Raw genomic sequence first — 17835 nt, 5'->3', positions numbered from 1 at the left:
CTCACCGCACACCGCTCATCCGCCGCTGCACCCACGGCGCGAGCAGCAGCAAGACGACACCCGCCGCCATCACCGAAGCGCCGACGCCGGCGAAATAGCCGATCTCCGTGTCCGCGCTGTACAACTGCACCAGTTGCGCATTGATCCCGCTCGCCGCCGCGGACGCCAGGAACCACAAACTCATCATCTGGGCAAGAAACGCCCGCGGCGCAAGCTTCGTCGTCGCGGAAAGCCCTACCGGCGACAAGCACATCGACCCGCAGATCACCACAAAGTAACTCGCGACCAGCCACCACGGACTCGCCGGCGCCTCGACCCCGTGCAACAACCCCGGCCCAGCCATCAGCACAAAAGACGCGCCGCCCAGCAACAACCCGAGCGCGAACTTCCGCGGCGTCGCGGGCTGCCGGTCCCCCAGCTTGATCCACAGCCAGGCGAATGTCGGAGCCAGCACGAGCGTCGCGATCGGGTTGAGCGACTGGAACCACGAGGACGGCACCGAAAACCCGAGAATCTCCAAATCCGTCCGCTTGTCCGCGAATTGCGCCAGCACCGAACTGGTCTGCTCGTTCACCACCCAATAACACACCGCGCCGAGGAACAGCGGAATATACGCGATCAGCCGAGACCGCTCGACCGCGTCCGTCCGCGGGCTGCGCAGCATCATCGCCAGGTACGCCGCCGGCAACACCACCGCCAGCACCGTCACCGAGTTGATCAACGTGCGAACGGTCAGCGCCCCCGCGATCCCGAGCACCCCGACGAGCACCGCCAGCGCGACAATCCCGATCCCGGCCCGAACCGCGACCCGCCGCCGCTCGCCGTCCCGAAGCGGATTCGTCGGCGCCTCCCCGGCGTCGCCCAGTTGCCGCCGCCCGCGAGCGAACACCAGCAACCCGGCCGCCATCCCCACCGCGGCGAGCCCGAACCCGAGGTGATAGCCGACCTTCTGCCCCAACGTCCCCACGAGGTACGGCGCGAGGAACGCCCCGAGGTTGATTCCCATGTAGAATACGGAAAACCCCGCGTCGCGCCGGTTGTCCTTCATCGAATAGAGCTCACCGACCAAACTGGACACATTGGGCTTCAGCAACCCGGTGCCGGCAACGATCAGCACCATCGACACCAACAGCGCGGGCAACCCGCCCGGAACCGCGAGCGCCAGATGCCCGCACATGATCAGCGCCCCGCCGACCTGCACCGCACGCCGCATGCCGAGCACCCGGTCGGCCAGCCACCCGCCGCCGACGCCCGACATGAACACCAGCGCACCGTAAATCGACACCAGCGCCGAGGAGGTCGCCCTGTCGAGCCCGAGCCCGCCCTCGGAAGTCCGATCGTACAAGTAGTAAAGGAGAATCGCGGACATCCCGTAATAGGAGAACCGCTCCCACATCTCCACGAAGAATAATGTCGCCAACCCGCGAGGATGCCCGAAAAACCGTCGATCACGTGCGGACGTCATTGTCTGCTCGTTCATAGCCGCCTTTCGATAAAATGGCGCTGGGAACGACGAAAGAAGAAGCTGATCAGCAGGAAGCGCCCGGCCGCCGCAACAACGGGCGGTCGACAGTCCACAACACCTCGGCGACCGTGTCGCCCTGGTTGTGCACCGCGTGCGGAGTCGCGGATTTGAAGTGAATCGAATCCCCCGCCGCGAGAACGACAGACTCGTCCGGCAGCAGGAAAGTCAGCTCACCGCTCAGCACGTAACAGAATTCCTCGCCGTCATGCTGAGTAACCGGCGACGAATCACTGGTCGGCTGAATCTTGGTGGCCAGCACCTCAAGACGCTGATCCGGCAGCTCGGCAGTGAGCACCCGATGCTCCCGCTCACCCATCACCACCCGAGCAGCCCGCACATCATCACGCCGGCTGACCGCATACTCGGCCCGCCTCCGCTGCCCGGCCGCCCCGAGCAACTCGACCGCGTCCACCTCAAGAGCACCAGCAATCGCGAACAACGAGGTCAACGAAATCGCATTGACACCACGCTCAGCCAACGAGAGAAACCCAGGCGAAAGCCCGCAACGCTCAGCCAGCTCGCGCAACGTCATGCCCCGCGAAGACCGAACCCGCTTGATCGCCGCCCCAACCTGAAGGGCCGGATCACTCTCCACCACAGCTCCAGCCTCCTTCCGTCTGCCACGAGTTTAGTAGGACAAAACAGAGCCAGTCAATACTAAACAAGAGGGCCAATCACAGAATTTCCCTTACCAGCCAAGAAAATCCCGCACCGAAGCACCAAACCATCGAGGCACCCAGCCCCTCCCCCAACCCCGATACGAAGCCTCCCTGCGGTCTGGGGGTGCTTGTCAAGGCATCTTTCCCGCCTTGACAAGCACCCCCAGACCGTCAGCACAATCAAACTTCGGGGTGCCCCACGCAACCACCACGGCAATGTCGCCGCCAGGCGACGAGCCGCCCCCTCACTCACCCCCCACCAGCAGCCTCCGCCGCAACAACCTCCTCCGCATCCTCAAGCCGAGCAGCCAAATTAGCCCGAGCCCTCCCCACTTCCCCCGCCACCAGCAACTCGGCGAACTCCTTATGCACAGCCAACCGTTCCTTGAGGTTCTCCCGAACCAACGCCTCCTGCTGCTCGGTAGCCGTGATCACCAACCGCAGCTTCTCCATCAAATGCCGATGCGCGTCAGTCAAATGCCGCGACCCCAGCAGCTCCACAACCTCGACATGACACCGAATATCAGCCTGCACAAACCCGGTCACATCGTGCGAGTGGACAGTCTTCTCCAACTCCCGCACCGCATCGGCGACCCGCTCCAACTGCTCCGCCGAAGCATGCGCGGCCGCCTCCACCCCGCCGAGCTCCAGGAACCGCCGAGCCCGATAGATGTCCCGGACTTCCTCAGGACTCAACGTGGTCACCTGAAGCACCCGAGTAGCCGGATGCCGGGTAAGCAAACCGTCCATCAGCAAGGTATTGAGCGCCTGCCGGATCGTCGCCCGCGAGGCCCCGAGATCCTCGGCGACCGCGTCCTCGGTCACCGGCGTCCCCGGGCTCAGCTCCCCGCCGAGAATGCGCTCCCGCAAAATCGCCGCACTCTTCTCGGCGACTGTCTCCCGCTGAATTCGGCCCATACCCCCCGGTTCCCTTCTCGAACAAACGTAGATTCGATCCTACTGCTCACCCGGCCGGCGAGGCGGCTGTGCGGGGGCGTGCCGGACCCCGGACGCGAGCAGCCGATCCGGCCGAAACTCCGCGAGCAGGTCCTGAACCACGCCGTCGTACACCTCCGCGGCCACCAAATCGCCCAGCAACGGCGCGAGCGTCACCCCGCTGTGCGTAGCGACCACGTAAAGCCACGGGCGGGAAGGCACCGGCCCGGCGACAGTCAGCCCGTCCGAGGGAAGCGCCCGCTGCCCGACCCGCAACTCCGACACCGTCGCGGCCCGGCTGTGCCGCAGCACGCCCGCGAGCCGGTCGAGCAGTTCCTCGGCAAGCGGCGAATCCGTCGCAGGAACAGCCCGGGGATCCGCGGTCTGATCCAGGTCGAGCGCCTGCAACTGCAACCGTCCCGCGCCGTCCGGACGGACGTTGAGCCGCGACGTAGTGAGCAATCCGGACAACGCCACCGGCACCGGACTGGTGACCGCGAGGTATCCGACCGTCGCATCCCCGGGACGGGTGAACGTCTCCATCGCCAGCGGAATCTCCGCCTGCGCCAGCAGCTCCCCGGTCCACCGCCCGACACAGCTGACCACCCGATCGCAGCCGAGCGCCGTGCCGTCGGCGAGGCGCAGCACCGGCCGTCCGGCGTCGAAGTCGAACGCCTTCACCTGCGCCCCGCTGACCACCTGCACGCCAAGGTCCTCGGCCGCCGTGAGCAGATGAGCCAGGTAGAGCTGCGGATAGCAATGCGCTTCGCTGGGGAAGTAAACGATCGGGCCGGCGTCGAGCGGAACCAGCAGGTCCGGGACAAGCTGCCGCGCACGTTCCGCGGTGACCTGTTCGACCGCGTACCCGTGACCGGTCAACCGCGCCGTCCGCTGTTCCAGCTCGGCCGCATGCGCCGGGTCGGTCGCGACCTCGAGGTGCCCGCCGGTGTTGAGCCAGCCGCCGCCGGTGGCTTCGGCGAGACGCCGGTGCGCCTCCATCCCCGCGAGGTTGAGGTCGTAGTAGGCCTGGGGTTCCTTCTTGTTCGCGTTGACCCAGGCATAGCTGGTCGACGACGTGCCCGCGCCGGGCACGTGCTGGTCCACGACGGTGACCCGGGCGCCGCGGCGGGCGAGCTCGGTGGCGACGGACAGGCCGATCACCCCGGCCCCGATGACGACGATCTGCACGGAACGCAGCCCCTTTCCAGGCGCGGAGGAATTCACAGGACTTTCCCGAGAAATGCTTTCGTCCGCGGATGTCGCGGATCCGTCAGCATCTGTGCCGGATTTCCGCTCTCGACCACGACCCCGCCGTCGATGAACACCGCGTGGTCGGCGACCTCCCGCGCGAAGCCGATCTCGTGAGTGACCACGACCATCGTCATGCCCGAGCGGGCGAGGTCCTTCATCACGTCGAGGACCTCGCCGACGAGTTCCGGGTCGAGCGCGGACGTCGGTTCGTCGAACAGCATCAGTTTCGGTTGCATGGCAAGGGCTCGCGCGATCGCGACCCGTTGCTGCTGGCCGCCCGAGAGCGCGCTGGGATACGACGAGGCCTTGTCGGCGAGCCCGACCCGGTCGAGCAATTCCAGCGCCCGTTTCCGGACGGCTTCCCGTTTCTCCCGCCGGACGCCGACCGGAGCCTCCATGACGTTCTGCAACGCGGTCATGTGCGCGAAAAGGTTGAACCGCTGGAACACCATGCCGATCTCGGCACGCCGCCGCTGGACCGCGGAAGGCGGCAGTTCGTGCAGCCGCCCGTTGCGCTCGCTGTAGCCGACCAGTTGCCCGTCGACGTACAGGCGGCCCGCGCTCAGCGTTTCCAGATGATTGATCAGCCGGAGAAAGGTGGACTTCCCGGATCCCGAAGGCCCTAGCAGCGTCATCACCTCGCCGCGGCGCACTTCCAGATCAATTCCCTTCAACACGGCGGCGGAACCGAAACTCTTGCAGACGTTCACCGCCTCGACCATCGGTGCTTCGCGGCTCGTCTCGACGGCGGTCATCGGCCCTCCGAAGGGATCTCGGCCGCCGCGCGCCGGGATACGGCCCGCTCGCTGCGGTTGAACCGGCGTTCCAGGAAATGCTGGCCGACGTTGAGCACCGACGTCATCAGCAGATACCACAGCGACGCGGTGATCAACAGCGGAATGGTCTTGAAGTTCGTGGAATAGACGAGCTGCGCCGAGTACAGCAATTCCGGGAAGGCCAGCACGCTCACCAGGGACGTCGTTTTGAGCATGGTGATCACCTGGTTGCCGGTCGGCGGGATGATCACCCGCATCGCCTGCGGCAGCACGACGCGGCGCAAGGTGCGCAGCCGCGACATGCCGAGCGCCTGCGCCGCCTCGGTCTGGCCGCGATCGACCGACAGGATCCCCGCCCGGACGACCTCGGCCATGTAGGCGCCCTCGTTCAATCCCAGCCCCAGAATCGCCGCGATGAACGGCGTGATCAGGACATTGGTCGGCGCGGACACGAACTGCGGCCCGAACGGGATGCCGATCCCGAGCCGCGGGTACAGCGCCGAGGCATAGCCCCAGAACAGCAACTGGACAAATACCGGCGTGCCGCGGAAGAACCAGATGTAAAGGGAGGCAAAGCCTTTCATCGCCGGATTCGCCGACAGCCGCAGCACCGCGAGCACGACGCCGAGCACGATCCCGATCGCCATCGCGATCACCGTCAGCTCGATCGTTTTCCCCAGCCCGGCAAGGATTTCGCCGGATCCGAGGTAGTTCCCGACGACGTCCCAGCCGAAGTTCTTGTTGGTGAGCAGGGTGTGGACGAACATCGCCGCCAGCACCGCCGCGACCGCGTAGGTGACCCAGCGCCCGGGACGGCGCAGCGGCACTACCGGTTCTTCCTGGATCCGTGGCGCACTTATCGCTGTCATGTTCCCGTTTCCCTTCCGGGGTCGACGATTTCGCGGCTACGACTGCGCGCCGTTGATCTCCGACTTGTCGATCGCGATCTTCTCCAGGTTCCACTTCTTCAGAATCGCCTGGTAAGTGCCGTTCTTGAGCAGCACTCCGATCGCCTCGTGCACCGGTTCCACCAGCTTGCTCCCCTTGGGGAAGGCGACCCCGCCCGGATTCGGATTGCGGAAGAACGGCCCGGCGGTCTCGAAAACGTCCTTCTGCCGCGCCGCGACCTCCAGCAGCGGCGGAGCGTCCTCCATGACGCCGTCGATGCGCCCGCTCTGCAGCGCGAGCTGCGCCTGCGGCCCGTTCTGGTAGACCTCGACCTTCGCGGCCTGCTTCCCGGCAGCCGCGCACTTCGCCGCCTGCGACGGCAGGAAACTGGTCTGCTGCAGGGATCCCCGGATCACGCCGACGCGCGCGCCGCACACCTGGTCGGCCTTGAGCTGCGCCGGATTCCCGGATTTCACCAGCACCAGCGTGCCGTTCCAGTAGTAGGTGGCCAGGTCGATCGTGCGCTCGCGTTCTTTGGTGTCGCCGATCGACGACATCGCGAGGTCGACCTTGTTCGACGTCAGCGACGGAATGATCGCGTCGAACGACGTGTTGACGAATTCCACCCGGACCCCCAGCACGCCGCCGATCGCGTTCGCCAGATCCGGGTCGAGCCCCACGATCTTGCCCGCCTGAACCGATTCGAACGGCGGATACGTCTCGTCCATCGCCACCCGGAGCACCCCCGCGCTCCGGATCTCCGCGGGAAGCTTGGCCGCCAGCGCCGCGTCCTTGGCGACCGCCGGAATGGCGACCTCCGAAGACGACGCTGCCGGCCCGGCCGCGTCCCCGCCTGCCGAAGAACTCGCTCCGCACCCCGTCAGCGCAGCGCAAACAGCGACAGCGCCAGTGACGAGCAGGGCGACTCCACGTCGGTTCATACTGTCTCCTTGTCATTCTGTCTCACTGTCTGACAGGAGACTCTCCATGACGAGACCCCACGGGTCAAGAAGCAAAAAGTCGATCTGGGAAAGCGGGATTCGCGCCGGAGACCGGTTCGAGGGCCGGAAGCCTCCCATTCCCGGGCACTGTTCCTCTGGCCACGATGGACGCCCGCTTCTAGCGTCGCGGTTCGTGCAATCCTCCGGAAGGAGTGACGCCGACTGTGGTGATCGAGCAGGAGCTGGCCAAGATCTACGAAGCGATCCGGACCCGCGCGCTGGCCGAGGGTTCGCCGGTGTCGTTGCGGCATGTCGCCCAGGTGTGCCGGGACGTGCTGGCGGCCGACGGGGTCGGGGTGCGGCTGGCCGACCGGCTCGGTCTCGGCGAACCCGCCTACGCCACCGACCCGCGCGCCGAACGGCTGCTCGAACTCCAAGTGACAGTGGGAGAAGGTCCGGGGCTGACGGCGCTGCGGCGCAGGTTCGCGGTGCTGTCCGCGGATCTGGACGAGCCGCGGCGTTTCCGGCAGTGGCCGATGTTCGCGCCCGCCGCGGTCGAGGAGGGACTGCGCGCGGTGTTCGCGTTCCCGCTGACCACCGGGGCGGCGTCGCTGGGGGTGCTGGAGTTCTACCGCGAGGCCGGGCGGTCCCTGTCCGACGCCGAACTCGACCTGGCGCTCACGATGGTCCAGATCATGACCGGCCATCTGCTCGCCCGGGTGGCGCTCGCGTCGTCGGGCGAGGCGGAAGCCATGGTCGACGAGGGGCTTTACCGCCGCTGGCGCGCCGTGCACAGCGCCACGGGAAGGGTCGCGGCGCAACTGGGCTGCCCGGTCACCGAGGCGTTGCTGCGGTTGCGGGCCTACGCGTACGTCAGCGGCCAGCGGTTGTCCAAGGCGGCCGACGACGTGAACGCGGGCGTGCTGCGGCTGTCCCCAGATCATCCGTCGTGGCGCCGCGACGACGACCGCGGGGACGAAGGCACCGGCCAGGACGGCGAAAGCGGGAGGCGGACGGAATGAACGAACTGAGCGGCGAGTGGGTCCCGATTCTGCTGGAGGCGGCCCGGACGGTGACCGCCCGGCGGGCCGGGCTGGACGCGGCCTACCTGCTCACCGGCATCTGCACCCGATTGCCCGGCGTGGACGAGGCGATCGTGCTGCTGCCCGCGGCCGCGGCCGCGGGATCCCGCTCGCCGGGACCGATTGGCCGCTGTTCGACGATCTGCTCGCTTTCCGGGCCGACGAGGACCTGTGCGGGGCGGCCGCGGAAGGCGAAGAGGAAGCCACCGTTCACCTCGACCTCGCTGGTCAGGGCGGCCGGTGGCCAGTACTCGCGCGGTTCGCCGCCGCACACGGGATCGTCGCCGTGCACACGGTCCCGATGGAGGCGTTCGGCGCGGTCGTCGGAACGGTCGTGCTGACCAGCCGCGAGCACCGGACGCTGTCCGCCGGAGAAATCGCGTTCGTACGAGGCTGCGCCGGGATCGCCGCGGCGGGCCTGCTTGCCGACGCCGTCGCCGAAACCCTGCCGTCCGCCGTCCTCCGGCTGACGCGCCACACCGCGCAGCAGGACCAGATCGCGGTCTGGCAGGCCGTCGGAATGCTCGCCACCCGCCGCGGCGTGGACCTCGCCGCGGCGGAGGCGATGCTGCGCGCGCACGCCCGGGGCCTGGCCGAGCCGCTCGTGCACAGCGCCGAGCGAGTGGCGGGCGGCGGCGCGGACGAGGTCGCCGGTCCCGGGCACGACACCCGGATCCTGGTGGTGGACCCGGACCGCTTCACGGTCAGCTGTTTGTCGGACGCGTTGCGCGCAGCCGGATTCGACGTCACCGCAGTCGTTTCCGCGGCAGCGGCGCCAACCGCGGCTCCTCCTCCCGTGGCGATCATCGACTAGACGGCCGCAGGCGCGAGCGACCTGATCCGGGCGCTCTCCGAAGGACCGGGCACGCAGGTGATCGTGATCTCGCCGGCGGCGGTCCGGCAGACACCGCCCGCCTCCGCCCGGCTGCTGCCCAAACCGGTCCACCCGTCGCAGGTACTGGCCCTGGAGCGCGATCTGCACCCCGCCGCCCGGCGAGCCGCGTGATGAAACAGCGACTGGCCAGCGGATGCGAACGGCTGGACACGATCCTGGGCGGCGGGCTGATCGACCCGTCGATCACGCTGCTGGCGGGAGCACCCGGCTCCGGCAAGACCGTGCTGGCCCAGCAGTACGCCTTCGCCAACGCCGACCCCGCCCGTCCGGTGGTGTACTTCAGCACCCTCACCGAGCCACTGACGAAGATCACCCAGTTCCTCGACGGTCTCGCGTTCTGCGCGCCGGACCGGATCGGGACCTCGGTGCTGTTCGAGGACCTCGGCGACGTGGTGACCGAGGGCGGGCTGAACGCCGGGCTCGCCCGGCTCGCCGAGGTCGCGACCCGCACCCGGTGCGGGATCCTGGTCGTCGACAGCATCAAAGCCCTTCGCTACGCCGCCCTGGACCAGGCCGCCTACACGCGGTTCCTCTACGAACTCGCCGGACGGCTCAGCGCGCTGGCGACCAGCACCCTGTGGCTCGCCGAATACGACAGCGCCGAACTGGCGTCCTCGGCGGAATTCACCATCGCCGACGCCACCATCGCGCTGTCCACCCAGGCCACCGGCCAGCGCACCAACCGCGCCCTGCAGGTGCTCAAGCTCCGCGGCAGCACGTTTCTGCCGGGCTGGCACACTTACCGGATTTCCGAGGACGGGCTGGACGCCTTTCCCCGCCTCAGCGATCCCGGCGACGGCGACGGCACCGTCGACCCGGCGAGCACCGCACGCGCGAGTTCGGGCATTCTCGGCCTCGACGCCATGCTGGGCGGTGGATTCTGGCCCGGTTCGAGCACCATCGTGGCCGGGCCGCCCGGCTCCGGGAAGACCGTGATCGGCCTGCACTTCGCGTTCCACGGCACGGAACTGGGCCAGCACAGCACTTTCACGACGCTGCAGGAAAACCCGCTCCAGCTCAACCGGGCCATCCGCAGCCTGGGCTGGGACCCGAGGTCCGAGGCCGTCGCGCTGCGCTGCGAATCCCCCAACGACATCTACATCGACCAGTGGTTCTACGACCTGCTGGACTCGCTGACCGCGAGCCAGACCCGCAGGCTGGTCATCGACAGCCTCACCGACCTCGCCGCGGCGTGCGACGACGACCAGCGGTTCAACGAATTCCTGCACTCCCTGCTGGGCCGGTGCTCCCAGGTGGGCATCACGACGCTGCTCACCCTGGAGATCCCGGACCTGTACGGCCAGGCGGGCCTGTCCGGCACCGGGATCTCGCACCTGTCCGACAACGTGATCCTGCTGCAGTACCAGCGCACCGGGGCGCGCATCGACCGGGCGCTGACCGTGCTGAAAACCCGGGCCAGCCCGAACCTGCCCTACACCACCGCGTTCGAGGTCACCGGCAGCGGAATCGTCATGGACGGCAGGCCTGATCTGTCCGTGGCGCCTTAAGGCCGGTCGGCCTCGTCCGGCTGTGCGAGGGGTTCGGCCAGGTCCAGCTCGAGCCGGACGTTCGCGGGAATCCCTTCCGCTGTTGGAGATTCCGGTGCCCTCGGCTAGATGTGCGGTGCCTGCCCTGAAGCGACCCGCAGATCGGATGCGCTGCTTCCGCACCCCGGCAGTTCCCGGAACAGCAACGCATTCCGGCCAGTTCGCCGGAGGCCGCACCGCCTCCCGGACCCGACCTGCGCGCCGTTCCGGAAACGGCGCGGTCCCGCCGGGCTCCCACTCGGCCGGTGCGGTACCCGGAGCTGATCGACCGGGTGGAGCTGTTGCGCGGCGTCGCGGAAGGCCGCGGGGGTCCGGCTGGATCTGGACGTGCTGATGCGGGTGGACCAACTGCTGGGCAGCTTCGTGCAGACCGATCAGCGGCCGGGCCGGTTAACTGAATCGTGACAGGCGGTGCCGCCAGCGGTAAACGGGCGCCGCGACGCTGGCGGGCATAAAAGCAGCCGAGAGCCGGAAGCGTTCGGTCAACCGGGAACTGGTCGAACTGGCGGCGTTGTTCTTCGCCACCGGGATCGCCGATCTGTTCGTCAGCACCCTCTCGAACAACCGCGTCGGGCCAGCGCTGCTGTTCGCGTTGGGCGGGCTGTTCATCGTCTCCGCCACCTTGCGGCACCGCTGGAGCCACCGGCGGCCTCGGCGCGCCACCGTGCCCGAATCGGCCGACGCGACGGAATGGCGTCTCCGCGCGACCGTGCGCGACGTGCCGGGAAGCCTGGCCGCCCTCACCGCGACCCTGGCCGCGCACCGCTACGACATCGCGGCCATGCAAGTCCTCGCCGTGCCCGACGGCGCCGTCGACGAATTCCTCCTCCGCGCCCCGGACGGCACGACCGGAGCCGACCTCGCCGAAGCGGCCCGGTCCGGCGGCGGCGACCACGTCTGGGTCGTGCGAGCGGACGTGCACGAACTCGTCGACCTCCCGACCCGGATGCTCGCCCTCGCCGGACAGGCGGCCGCCCCGGGAGCCGATCTCGCCCAGCTGATCGGCACGCTGCTCGGCCCGTCCTGCACGGTCCGGCGGAAGGCCGGCCGCCGCGGGCGGGACGAGCGCTTGACCGGCACCACCATGCTGCTGCACGGCCGCGCCGGCGAACTCCTCGAAGCGCACCGTCCTTCGCTGCCGTTCACCCCCGCCGAATTCGCCCGGGCCCAAGCTCTCGTCCGCGTGTACCGCCAGTCCGTCTCCCGCGCCGAACACGCTCCCCCGTCCGATGCAGACCCCTTGCCGCGCACAGGAAATCCCGCACCGATCGGCTGTCTCGCGCCGGGCCGTCCCGACGAGCAGTGACCGCGAGGGATCAGAGCGACCGAGGCAAGTCGCGAGTGGGTTCTGCCGCCTGGGATTGCGTGGCTGCCCAGCTGGCGAGGAGTTTGAGCCGGTCCTCCGATTCGGTGCCGGGTTCGGCGGTGTAGGTGATCAGGTCGTGCTTGGCAGGGCCGGACAGCGGCAGGTCGAGGGATTGGAAGGTCAACTCCAGGCGGCCGACTTCAGGGTGGTGAAGCCGTTTGACGCCGTCGTGGCGGATCAGGACGTCGTGCGCGGCCCATTGCTCGCGGAACTCGGGGCTGAGGGTGCACAACTCGCCGACGAGTTCGCGCAGTGCCCGGTCGCGGGGCTCGCGCCCGGCCTCGGCGCGCAGGAGGGCGGCGGTGGCGTTGCCGGCGGCGTCCCAGTCGACGAAGAAGTAGTGCGCGCCGGGGTCGAGGAAGATGTAGCGGGCGATGTTGGGGCGGCCGCGCTGGTCGACGGTGGCACTGTCGAACATCGGCGCGTAAAGGGCTCGGGCCAGCGGGTTCCTAGCGACGAGGTCGGTGCGGCCGTTGCGCACGAACGCCGAAGACATCGTCATGGAGTCGAGCAGCCACTGGACCCGGGGCAGCACCTCGACGTCCTTGCGCCGCGACGGTGCGCGGCTCGCGGACCTGGCCAGGTCGAACAGGTAGGTGCGTTCGTCGTCGTCCAGCCGCAGCGCGCGGGCGACCGCGTCGAGGACGGCGTCGGACACGCCGCCGATGTGCCCCTTCTCCAGCCGCGTGTACCACTCCGTGCTCACGCCGGCCAGTACCGCGACCTCCTCGCGGCGCAGCCCGGGGACCCGGCGTCGGGCGCTGGTCGGCAGCCCGGCCTCCGCCGGGGTGATCTTGGCGCGCCGGCTGGCCAGGAAGTGCCGGATTTCGCCGCGGTTTCCGGGCTGCTGCTCCATGCCTTCCACGGTAGCCGCCGGTCGCGGCGCGAAGGGGGTCGAAGTCCTACCCCCGATAAGCACGCCCTTCTCCGGCGACGGCCGGCGCAGTCTCCTGAAGCTCGAACGATCCCAGTGGCGAAATGGAGTCAGCGGACATGACGAGCAAGACGGTGGCACTGGGCACGTGGGCCTGGGGAGACAGCGGAGAGACGGGCGACGGCTATTTCGGCAGCCAGCTGACCGCGTCCGGCCTGCGAGAGGTCGTCGAGAAGGCACACGCGAACGGCTTCACCCTGTGGGACACCGCGGTGGTCTACGGCATGGGCCGATCCGAGACGGTCCTCGCTCAGGCGCTGAAAGGCTACGCCCGCAGCGAGTACCAGCTGTCGACGAAGTTCACCCCGCAGATCGCGGGCGACGGCGACAATCCGGTCGCGGACATGCTGGAGCAAAGCCTCGACCGGCTGGGCACGGACTACGTGGATCTGTACTGGATCCACAATCCCGCCGATGTGGCCCGCTGGACGCCCCTGCTGATCCCGCTGCTGCGGAGCGGCCGGATCAAGCAGGTCGGCGTCTCGAACCACAACCGGAAGGAGATCGCGCTCGCCGACCAGATTCTCGGCGAAGCCGGCTTCCGGGTGGAGGCGGTCCAGAACCACTACAGCCTCCTGTACCGGAACTCCGAGCGCGCGGGCATTCTCGAACACTGCCGCGAACACGACGTGCAGTTCTTCTCCTACATGGTCCTCGAGCAAGGGGCGCTGACCGGCAAATACAGCCCGACCCGTCCGTTGCCAGCGGGCAGCAGCCGGGCGGCTGTGTACAACGACCTCCTGCCGCGACTGCAGGCGCTCACGGACCGAATGGGAGCGATCGGCGCGGACCGGGACGCGTCTGCTGCCGACGTCGCCACCGCGTGGGCCATCGCCAAGGGGACCACGCCGATCATCGGGGTCACGAAGGCGGGTTACCTCGACGGACTGGTCCGCGCTCAAGGCATCGCGCTCGCCGACGAGGAGATCGCGGAACTGGAGTCGCTGGCCGATGCCGCGGACGTCGACACGCGCGGCAGCTGGGAGCACGACATGTAGGGAATGCGGCTTCACGGTAGCGCTGGCGCTACCGTGAAGCCGGGGGCTGAAGGCATGTTGGCGGGCGCCGCCGGTTTCTAGTGTCGTCGGCATGGAAACTTCCCGCAGCCGCCAAGCCGGCGGCCCGGCCGTCACGACCCTGCTCGGCCTGTTCTTCGTCGCCGGCGCCGCCACGAACTCGATCGGCGGCTTCACCGGGCTGGACCCCATGTTCCGGATGACTTCCGGTGCGATCGCGGTGGCTTGCCTGCTGATCCTGATCGTGCGCTTCGTCTTGCGCCGCAAGGACGAACGCCGGTGTTGACCAAGGTGCCAGCCGCGTTGCCGCCGTCGCGTTCCAGTCTTCGCCGTTGAATGCCAACACTGAACGAGGAAACCCATGATCACCGCTGTGCCCTTCGTCCTGACCGCCGCGCTGCTCTCGCCCGCCGCACCGGCCGCGGCTGACCCCGTTCGCGCCGTCGCGCAAGAAACGGTCTCGGCAGGCGCGACCGGCGTGCAGATCCGGACAGTCCACAACGGACGATCTCGCACGGTGACCGCCGGAGTGTCCGAACTGGACTCCCGGCGGCCGGTCTCGCCGACCGGCCGGTTCCGGATCGGCAGCACGACCAAGTCCTTTGTGGCCACTGTGGTCTTGCAACTCGCCGCCGAACACCGGATCGGGCTCGACACCTCCGTCGAGGAATACCTTCCCGGGCTCCTGCCGCACGGCAACGAAATCACCGTGCGGATGCTCCTGCAGCACACCAGCGGCCTCTACAACTATCTCCGGACGATCTCGCTGACGGGCACCGAGCTGGAGAAAATCCGCTACCAGCACCATTCGCCGGAGTCGCTGGTGGCCATCGCGACCGCGCGGCCGCTCGATTTCCCGCCGGGGAGCGAATTCTCGTATTCCAATACCAATTACCTCGTGCTCGGCATGCTCATCGAGCGGACCACCGGGCATGCCTGGGGCGACGAGGCGGTCAAGCGGATCCTGCGCCCGCTCGGCATGCACCAGACGGTGATCCCCGGCGACCGCACTCGGATTCCCGGTCCGCACGCACACGGATACCAGGAGATGAACGAGCAGCTCGTCGACGTCACCGAACTGAACCCCAGCATCGCCGGCGCCTCGGGCGAGATGATCTCCACCACCGCGGATCTGGACAAATTCGTCCACGCACTCGCGCTGGGCCGGCTGGTGCCCCCGGCGCTGCTGGGGCAGATGACCACCCCGCGATCGGCGGCCGAGGAGTACGGGCTGGGATTGCAGACCCGGACCACTCCGTGCGGGATCCCGGTTTTCGGGCACACCGGCGGGATTCCCGGGTACGGAACGATCGCGTTCACCAGCGCCGACGGGAAGCACCGGGTGGAAGCTTCGCTGACGCTCGGGCGCGGGCCGTCGAATGACGCCTTCTACTCGTTGATCGACAAGGTGATCTGCGCCTGAGCCAGGCAGGGGCATCGGTCTCGCAGGCATCGATCCGCGTCCCGAGAAACGATCGAACGGCACGAGTAATTCAACGCTCGGTAACGCGATCCGGGATCCCGCCGTCTGTCCTGGTACAGACGAGGAGTTCACGCGATGACCGATTCCCCTTCCGGCGGCCCCGCGCCGTGGCCGGGCGCTCCGCCCGCCGCGTTCCCGTGCCCGTACTGCGCGCAACCCGTCCCGGCGGGCACGGTGCTGTGCTGGCGATGCGGCAACCGGCTGGTTCCGGCGGCCGCGGCTGGCGACACCGTTCGGCGGTTCGCCGCTGCGACCGGGCTTGCCGCGGGCGGCGTGCTGGTCGGGGTGTCGCCGGTCCTGCCGTGGTTTCAGGCGGCGCTGCTGGGGAACGCGAGCCTGTTCGACGTCGCTGGCCTGGCGAGCAGCCGGACCGTGCCGCTCGTCTTTCTTCCGGTGGCTCTCGCGGTCTGTGGGGCCGCCGCGATCGTCGCGGCTGTCGTGCTGCGGGAGGGCGTCGCGGCCCGAGCGACAGGCTTCGTCCTGTTCGGCGTCTCCGGAGTCCTGGGCGGACTGCTCCTCGTCGGTCTGCTGAGCGGTGTCGCCAGCGCCGGCGGCCTCCTGCGCATCGGGCTGGGCCCCTGGGTCAGCGTCGCCGGCGCGCTCTTGATGCTCGTCGGCGCGATGGTGCCGCAGCCCGCCACCCGACCGCCGAGCGCTTCCGGCCACGCCGTCTTCTCCAGCATCGCCTGCACGGTCGCTATCGTGGTCGCCGCACTGGGATTGACTGCCGCCACGGGCATCGACAGAGCGACCCATGCCACCGCGGACAGCACGACAGAACCGGCCCTGACCACTCCTTCGTCGTCGGAACCCGCGCTCCCGGCACCGTCCACCAGCGAACCGCAGCCCAGCACCCCGACCTCCACCACGACTTCCACCGCGACCGAGGAATCAGAGCCGCCGGCCGCCCCGCGCACCACCCTCGCCGACGCCGAAGCGGTCGTCCAGGCGAAGGGATACCGCCCCTATCCAGGCACCTCCTGGGAATCGGCCGACGGACTGCAGGTCATCCTCGCCACCATCGCCGAGTCAGGCGACGGCTACGCGAACCGAGCCTTCTTCTTCCACGACGGCAAATACCTCGGCACCGACACCTCGGTCGACAGCGCCGGCATCCAAGAGGTGTGGTCCACCGACACCACCGTCGCCCTCTCCTACGAGCTCTACAACGCCGAAGACCCGCTCTGCTGCCCGACCGCCAACACGGCGACGGTCCGCTACCACTGGACCGGAACCCGCCTCGTCCCCCTCGACGCGATACCGCCCTCCGACCCCACCGCAAGCCCGAGCCGCCGCTGACCACCGAGCTCAGCCACGAGCAGGCCAGCCGGATCCAGAAAACTCTGCGGGATACCTGGTCAAGACCGGCCCAGTTCCCACTGCTGTCAGGCTTTCCGCGAACTCAAGAGCAGCAGGCAGCCGATCGCGACCGCCGTCACGAGACCGGCGACGAGCAGCTTGGGATCGAGGCTGGTGGTCGCGGCAGCCTGAGCGACCGGCGATGCCGCAGCCGACGTCGAAGGGACCGCCGACTGGCTTGGCATCGCTGAAGTGGCCACTGTGGACGGTGGAGTCGTAGCGGTCGGCACAACCGGAGGCGCTGCCACAGCGGTACGGCTGGGAGCGGCACGCGAAGCAGGTGCGGCAGAAGTGGTTCGCGGCGGAGACGGCGGCTGAGTGGCCGCAGGCTGGACGATGACCTGCGCTCGCATGTCCGGATGCACCGAGCAGTAGTACGAGTAAGTGCCGGGCGTGCGAAAGGTGTAGTTCCAGGTTTGCCCCTGGGACAGCTGCGGGCTGCGGAACGCGACGGGCGCGCTGGTGGTGACCACGTCGTGCGGAGCGGTGTCGTGCTGGATCCAGGTCACAGTGTCGCCGACGTGCACGGTCAGCGACGCGGGCGAGTAGGCGTAGTCCTGCATCATCACGGTCTGAGCCGCCGCGGCCGACGCCGTCACCGGAGCCGCGAGCGTAAGCAGGACCACGGCGGCAAACAGAACGAGAAAGCGTTTCATTGAACGAACTCCCCGGCGAACTCGACGCGGATCGGCAGCCGGACGAGCAGTCGCGCGAACCGGCCGGAAGTCCTCAGTGGACGCCGTGGCGGCGGCAAGGTCCCGCGCAGCCACAGGATGACGCGATCCGGTCCGGCCTCGCGAAGGTCGCCGCCGAGCACCAGATCGCGCGATGAGTCTCCGAAGTCGAGCCGTCCGGCGAATTCGACCGGCGGCCGTTCGGTGATTTCCTCGCCGGTGAAGTGCGCCTCGCCCAGTTCCCGAGTGACCATTGAGGACGGAAGCGGGAAGGCGGACCGGAAGGACGCGCCGTCGATTTCCGCGGTGAGGCCGCTGCCTTCCGGGTCGCGGGTGAACGTGGCCCGGCGGACGGTCAATCGCCCGCGCAGCACGGGGATTCCGAGCAGCCGCTGCGTCAGTTCCAGGACGCAGCGGTCGGGCCGGATCCGGTGGACGGCGGGGTCGGCGCCGGCCGAGGGCAGGAACCGGGTGTCAGTGGGCACGAAGTCCTCCGGGGATCG

The 17835-nt window shown here is 68.6% G+C and carries 20 protein-coding genes; 9 read left to right on the top strand and 11 right to left on the bottom strand.

Going from position 1 to position 17835, the window contains the following annotated elements; genetic code table 11:
* Position 1: 1 nt before the first annotated feature.
* The 7 genes from ABD156_RS35695 to ABD156_RS35665 all read right to left on the bottom strand — a co-directional run bounded on the left by ABD156_RS35695 (position 2) and on the right by ABD156_RS35665 (position 6976).
* Positions 2 to 1465 (bottom strand): peptide MFS transporter, encoded by a 1464-nt coding sequence (locus ABD156_RS35695; protein ID WP_344284420.1) that lies wholly within the window; start codon positions 1463 to 1465, stop codon positions 2 to 4.
* Positions 1466 to 1529: 64 nt separating this feature from the next.
* Positions 1530 to 2120 (bottom strand): helix-turn-helix domain-containing protein, encoded by a 591-nt coding sequence (locus tag ABD156_RS35690; RefSeq protein WP_344284417.1) that lies wholly within the window; start codon positions 2118 to 2120, stop codon positions 1530 to 1532.
* 313 nt (positions 2121 to 2433) lie between these two features.
* Positions 2434 to 3102, bottom strand: coding sequence for a GntR family transcriptional regulator (locus tag ABD156_RS35685; RefSeq protein ID WP_344284414.1), 669 nt, complete (start codon positions 3100 to 3102; stop codon positions 2434 to 2436).
* 39 nt (positions 3103 to 3141) lie between these two features.
* Positions 3142 to 4308 (bottom strand): NAD(P)/FAD-dependent oxidoreductase, encoded by a 1167-nt coding sequence (locus ABD156_RS35680; protein ID WP_344284411.1) that lies wholly within the window; start codon positions 4306 to 4308, stop codon positions 3142 to 3144.
* Positions 4309 to 4340: 32 nt separating this feature from the next.
* Positions 4341 to 5126, bottom strand: coding sequence for an amino acid ABC transporter ATP-binding protein (locus ABD156_RS35675; protein WP_377927101.1), 786 nt, complete (start codon positions 5124 to 5126; stop codon positions 4341 to 4343).
* On the bottom strand, positions 5123 to 6016 hold the full coding sequence (locus ABD156_RS35670) for an amino acid ABC transporter permease (RefSeq protein WP_344284408.1): 894 nt from the start codon (positions 6014 to 6016) through the stop codon (positions 5123 to 5125). Before ABD156_RS35670 ends, ABD156_RS35675 begins: the two co-directional genes overlap by 4 nt.
* Before the next feature lie 36 nt (positions 6017 to 6052).
* Positions 6053 to 6976 carry an ABC transporter substrate-binding protein gene (locus ABD156_RS35665; RefSeq protein ID WP_344284405.1) on the bottom strand — a complete coding sequence of 308 codons (924 nt, stop codon included), beginning with the start codon at positions 6974 to 6976 and terminating at the stop codon, positions 6053 to 6055.
* A gap of 224 nt (positions 6977 to 7200) precedes the next feature.
* Between ABD156_RS35665 and ABD156_RS35660 the strand changes: the two genes are divergently transcribed.
* The gene (locus ABD156_RS35660) at positions 7201 to 7998 is read left to right on the top strand and encodes a GAF domain-containing protein (RefSeq protein ID WP_344284402.1); all 798 of its coding nucleotides are present in this window, start codon (positions 7201 to 7203) and stop codon (positions 7996 to 7998) included.
* An 82-nt stretch (positions 7999 to 8080) separates the two neighbouring features.
* On the opposite strand, the gene ABD156_RS35655 is transcribed toward ABD156_RS35660, so the two are convergent.
* Positions 8081 to 8350 (bottom strand): hypothetical protein, encoded by a 270-nt coding sequence (locus tag ABD156_RS35655; RefSeq protein ID WP_344284399.1) that lies wholly within the window; start codon positions 8348 to 8350, stop codon positions 8081 to 8083.
* Between ABD156_RS35655 and ABD156_RS35650 the strand changes: the two genes are divergently transcribed.
* The 4 genes from ABD156_RS35650 (at position 8345) to ABD156_RS35635 (ending at position 11806) form a co-directional block, all read left to right on the top strand.
* Positions 8345 to 8872, top strand: a complete 528-nt coding sequence (locus tag ABD156_RS35650; protein WP_344284396.1) for a hypothetical protein — start codon at positions 8345 to 8347, stop codon at positions 8870 to 8872. The two genes, ABD156_RS35655 and ABD156_RS35650, sit on opposite strands and share 6 nt — an antisense overlap.
* Before the next feature lie 57 nt (positions 8873 to 8929).
* Positions 8930 to 9064, top strand: a complete 135-nt coding sequence (locus tag ABD156_RS35645) for a hypothetical protein (protein WP_344284393.1) — start codon at positions 8930 to 8932, stop codon at positions 9062 to 9064.
* Entirely contained in the window at positions 9064 to 10461 is a 1398-nt protein-coding gene (locus ABD156_RS35640) for a DUF7125 family protein (protein ID WP_344284390.1), read from the top strand. The genes ABD156_RS35645 and ABD156_RS35640 overlap by 1 nt, the downstream gene beginning before the upstream one ends.
* Positions 10462 to 11011: 550 nt before the next feature.
* Positions 11012 to 11806: a hypothetical protein gene (locus ABD156_RS35635; protein ID WP_344284387.1), complete on the top strand. Its 795-nt coding sequence runs from the start codon at positions 11012 to 11014 to the stop codon at positions 11804 to 11806.
* Between the two features lie 10 nt (positions 11807 to 11816).
* Here ABD156_RS35635 and ABD156_RS35630 read toward each other — a convergent pair whose 3' ends face one another.
* Positions 11817 to 12722: a helix-turn-helix transcriptional regulator gene (locus tag ABD156_RS35630; RefSeq protein ID WP_344284384.1), complete on the bottom strand. Its 906-nt coding sequence runs from the start codon at positions 12720 to 12722 to the stop codon at positions 11817 to 11819.
* A gap of 137 nt (positions 12723 to 12859) precedes the next feature.
* On the opposite strand from ABD156_RS35630, the gene ABD156_RS35625 reads away from it, so the two are divergent.
* The 4 genes from ABD156_RS35625 (at position 12860) to ABD156_RS35610 (ending at position 16598) form a co-directional block, all read left to right on the top strand.
* Positions 12860 to 13798 carry an aldo/keto reductase gene (locus ABD156_RS35625; RefSeq protein WP_344284381.1) on the top strand — a complete coding sequence of 313 codons (939 nt, stop codon included), beginning with the start codon at positions 12860 to 12862 and terminating at the stop codon, positions 13796 to 13798.
* Positions 13799 to 13889: 91 nt separating this feature from the next.
* Positions 13890 to 14102: a hypothetical protein gene (locus ABD156_RS35620; protein ID WP_344284378.1), complete on the top strand. Its 213-nt coding sequence runs from the start codon at positions 13890 to 13892 to the stop codon at positions 14100 to 14102.
* A gap of 75 nt (positions 14103 to 14177) precedes the next feature.
* Positions 14178 to 15239: a serine hydrolase domain-containing protein gene (locus tag ABD156_RS35615; RefSeq protein WP_344284375.1), complete on the top strand. Its 1062-nt coding sequence runs from the start codon at positions 14178 to 14180 to the stop codon at positions 15237 to 15239.
* Between the two features lie 135 nt (positions 15240 to 15374).
* Entirely contained in the window at positions 15375 to 16598 is a 1224-nt protein-coding gene (locus ABD156_RS35610) for an LppP/LprE family lipoprotein (protein WP_344284372.1), read from the top strand.
* A gap of 86 nt (positions 16599 to 16684) precedes the next feature.
* On the opposite strand, the gene ABD156_RS35605 is transcribed toward ABD156_RS35610, so the two are convergent.
* Positions 16685 to 17314 (bottom strand): cupredoxin domain-containing protein, encoded by a 630-nt coding sequence (locus ABD156_RS35605; RefSeq protein WP_344284369.1) that lies wholly within the window; start codon positions 17312 to 17314, stop codon positions 16685 to 16687.
* The gene (locus ABD156_RS35600; RefSeq protein WP_344284366.1) at positions 17311 to 17817 is read right to left on the bottom strand and encodes a hypothetical protein; all 507 of its coding nucleotides are present in this window, start codon (positions 17815 to 17817) and stop codon (positions 17311 to 17313) included. The genes ABD156_RS35605 and ABD156_RS35600 overlap by 4 nt, the downstream gene beginning before the upstream one ends.
* Positions 17818 to 17835 lie beyond the last annotated feature (18 nt).

It is taken from the genome of Amycolatopsis albidoflavus (assembly GCF_039525725.1).
Classification (GTDB): Bacteria; Actinomycetota; Actinomycetes; order Mycobacteriales; family Pseudonocardiaceae; genus Amycolatopsis; species Amycolatopsis albidoflava.
This window is presented reverse-complemented; position numbering and strand designations above follow the sequence as displayed.

Bases quoted from the DNA above. Each gene is read 5' to 3' on its own strand.
- ABD156_RS35665 (WP_344284405.1), bottom strand. From the start codon at position 6,976: ATGAACCGACGTGGAGTCGCCCTGCTCGTCACTGGCGCTGTCGCTGTT.
- ABD156_RS35610 (WP_344284372.1), top strand. From the start codon at position 15,375: ATGACCGATTCCCCTTCCGGCGGCCCCGCGCCGTGGCCGGGCGCTCCG.
- ABD156_RS35670 (WP_344284408.1), bottom strand. From the start codon at position 6,016: ATGACAGCGATAAGTGCGCCACGGATCCAGGAAGAACCGGTAGTGCCG.
- ABD156_RS35675 (WP_377927101.1), bottom strand. From the start codon at position 5,126: ATGACCGCCGTCGAGACGAGCCGCGAAGCACCGATGGTCGAGGCGGTG.
- ABD156_RS35625 (WP_344284381.1), top strand. From the start codon at position 12,860: ATGACGAGCAAGACGGTGGCACTGGGCACGTGGGCCTGGGGAGACAGC.
- ABD156_RS35615 (WP_344284375.1), top strand. From the start codon at position 14,178: ATGATCACCGCTGTGCCCTTCGTCCTGACCGCCGCGCTGCTCTCGCCC.
- ABD156_RS35640 (WP_344284390.1), top strand. From the start codon at position 9,064: ATGAAACAGCGACTGGCCAGCGGATGCGAACGGCTGGACACGATCCTG.
- ABD156_RS35695 (WP_344284420.1), bottom strand. From the start codon at position 1,465: ATGACGTCCGCACGTGATCGACGGTTTTTCGGGCATCCTCGCGGGTTG.
- ABD156_RS35685 (WP_344284414.1), bottom strand. From the start codon at position 3,102: ATGGGCCGAATTCAGCGGGAGACAGTCGCCGAGAAGAGTGCGGCGATT.
- ABD156_RS35605 (WP_344284369.1), bottom strand. From the start codon at position 17,314: ATGAAACGCTTTCTCGTTCTGTTTGCCGCCGTGGTCCTGCTTACGCTC.
- ABD156_RS35620 (WP_344284378.1), top strand. From the start codon at position 13,890: ATGGAAACTTCCCGCAGCCGCCAAGCCGGCGGCCCGGCCGTCACGACC.
- ABD156_RS35630 (WP_344284384.1), bottom strand. From the start codon at position 12,722: ATGGAGCAGCAGCCCGGAAACCGCGGCGAAATCCGGCACTTCCTGGCC.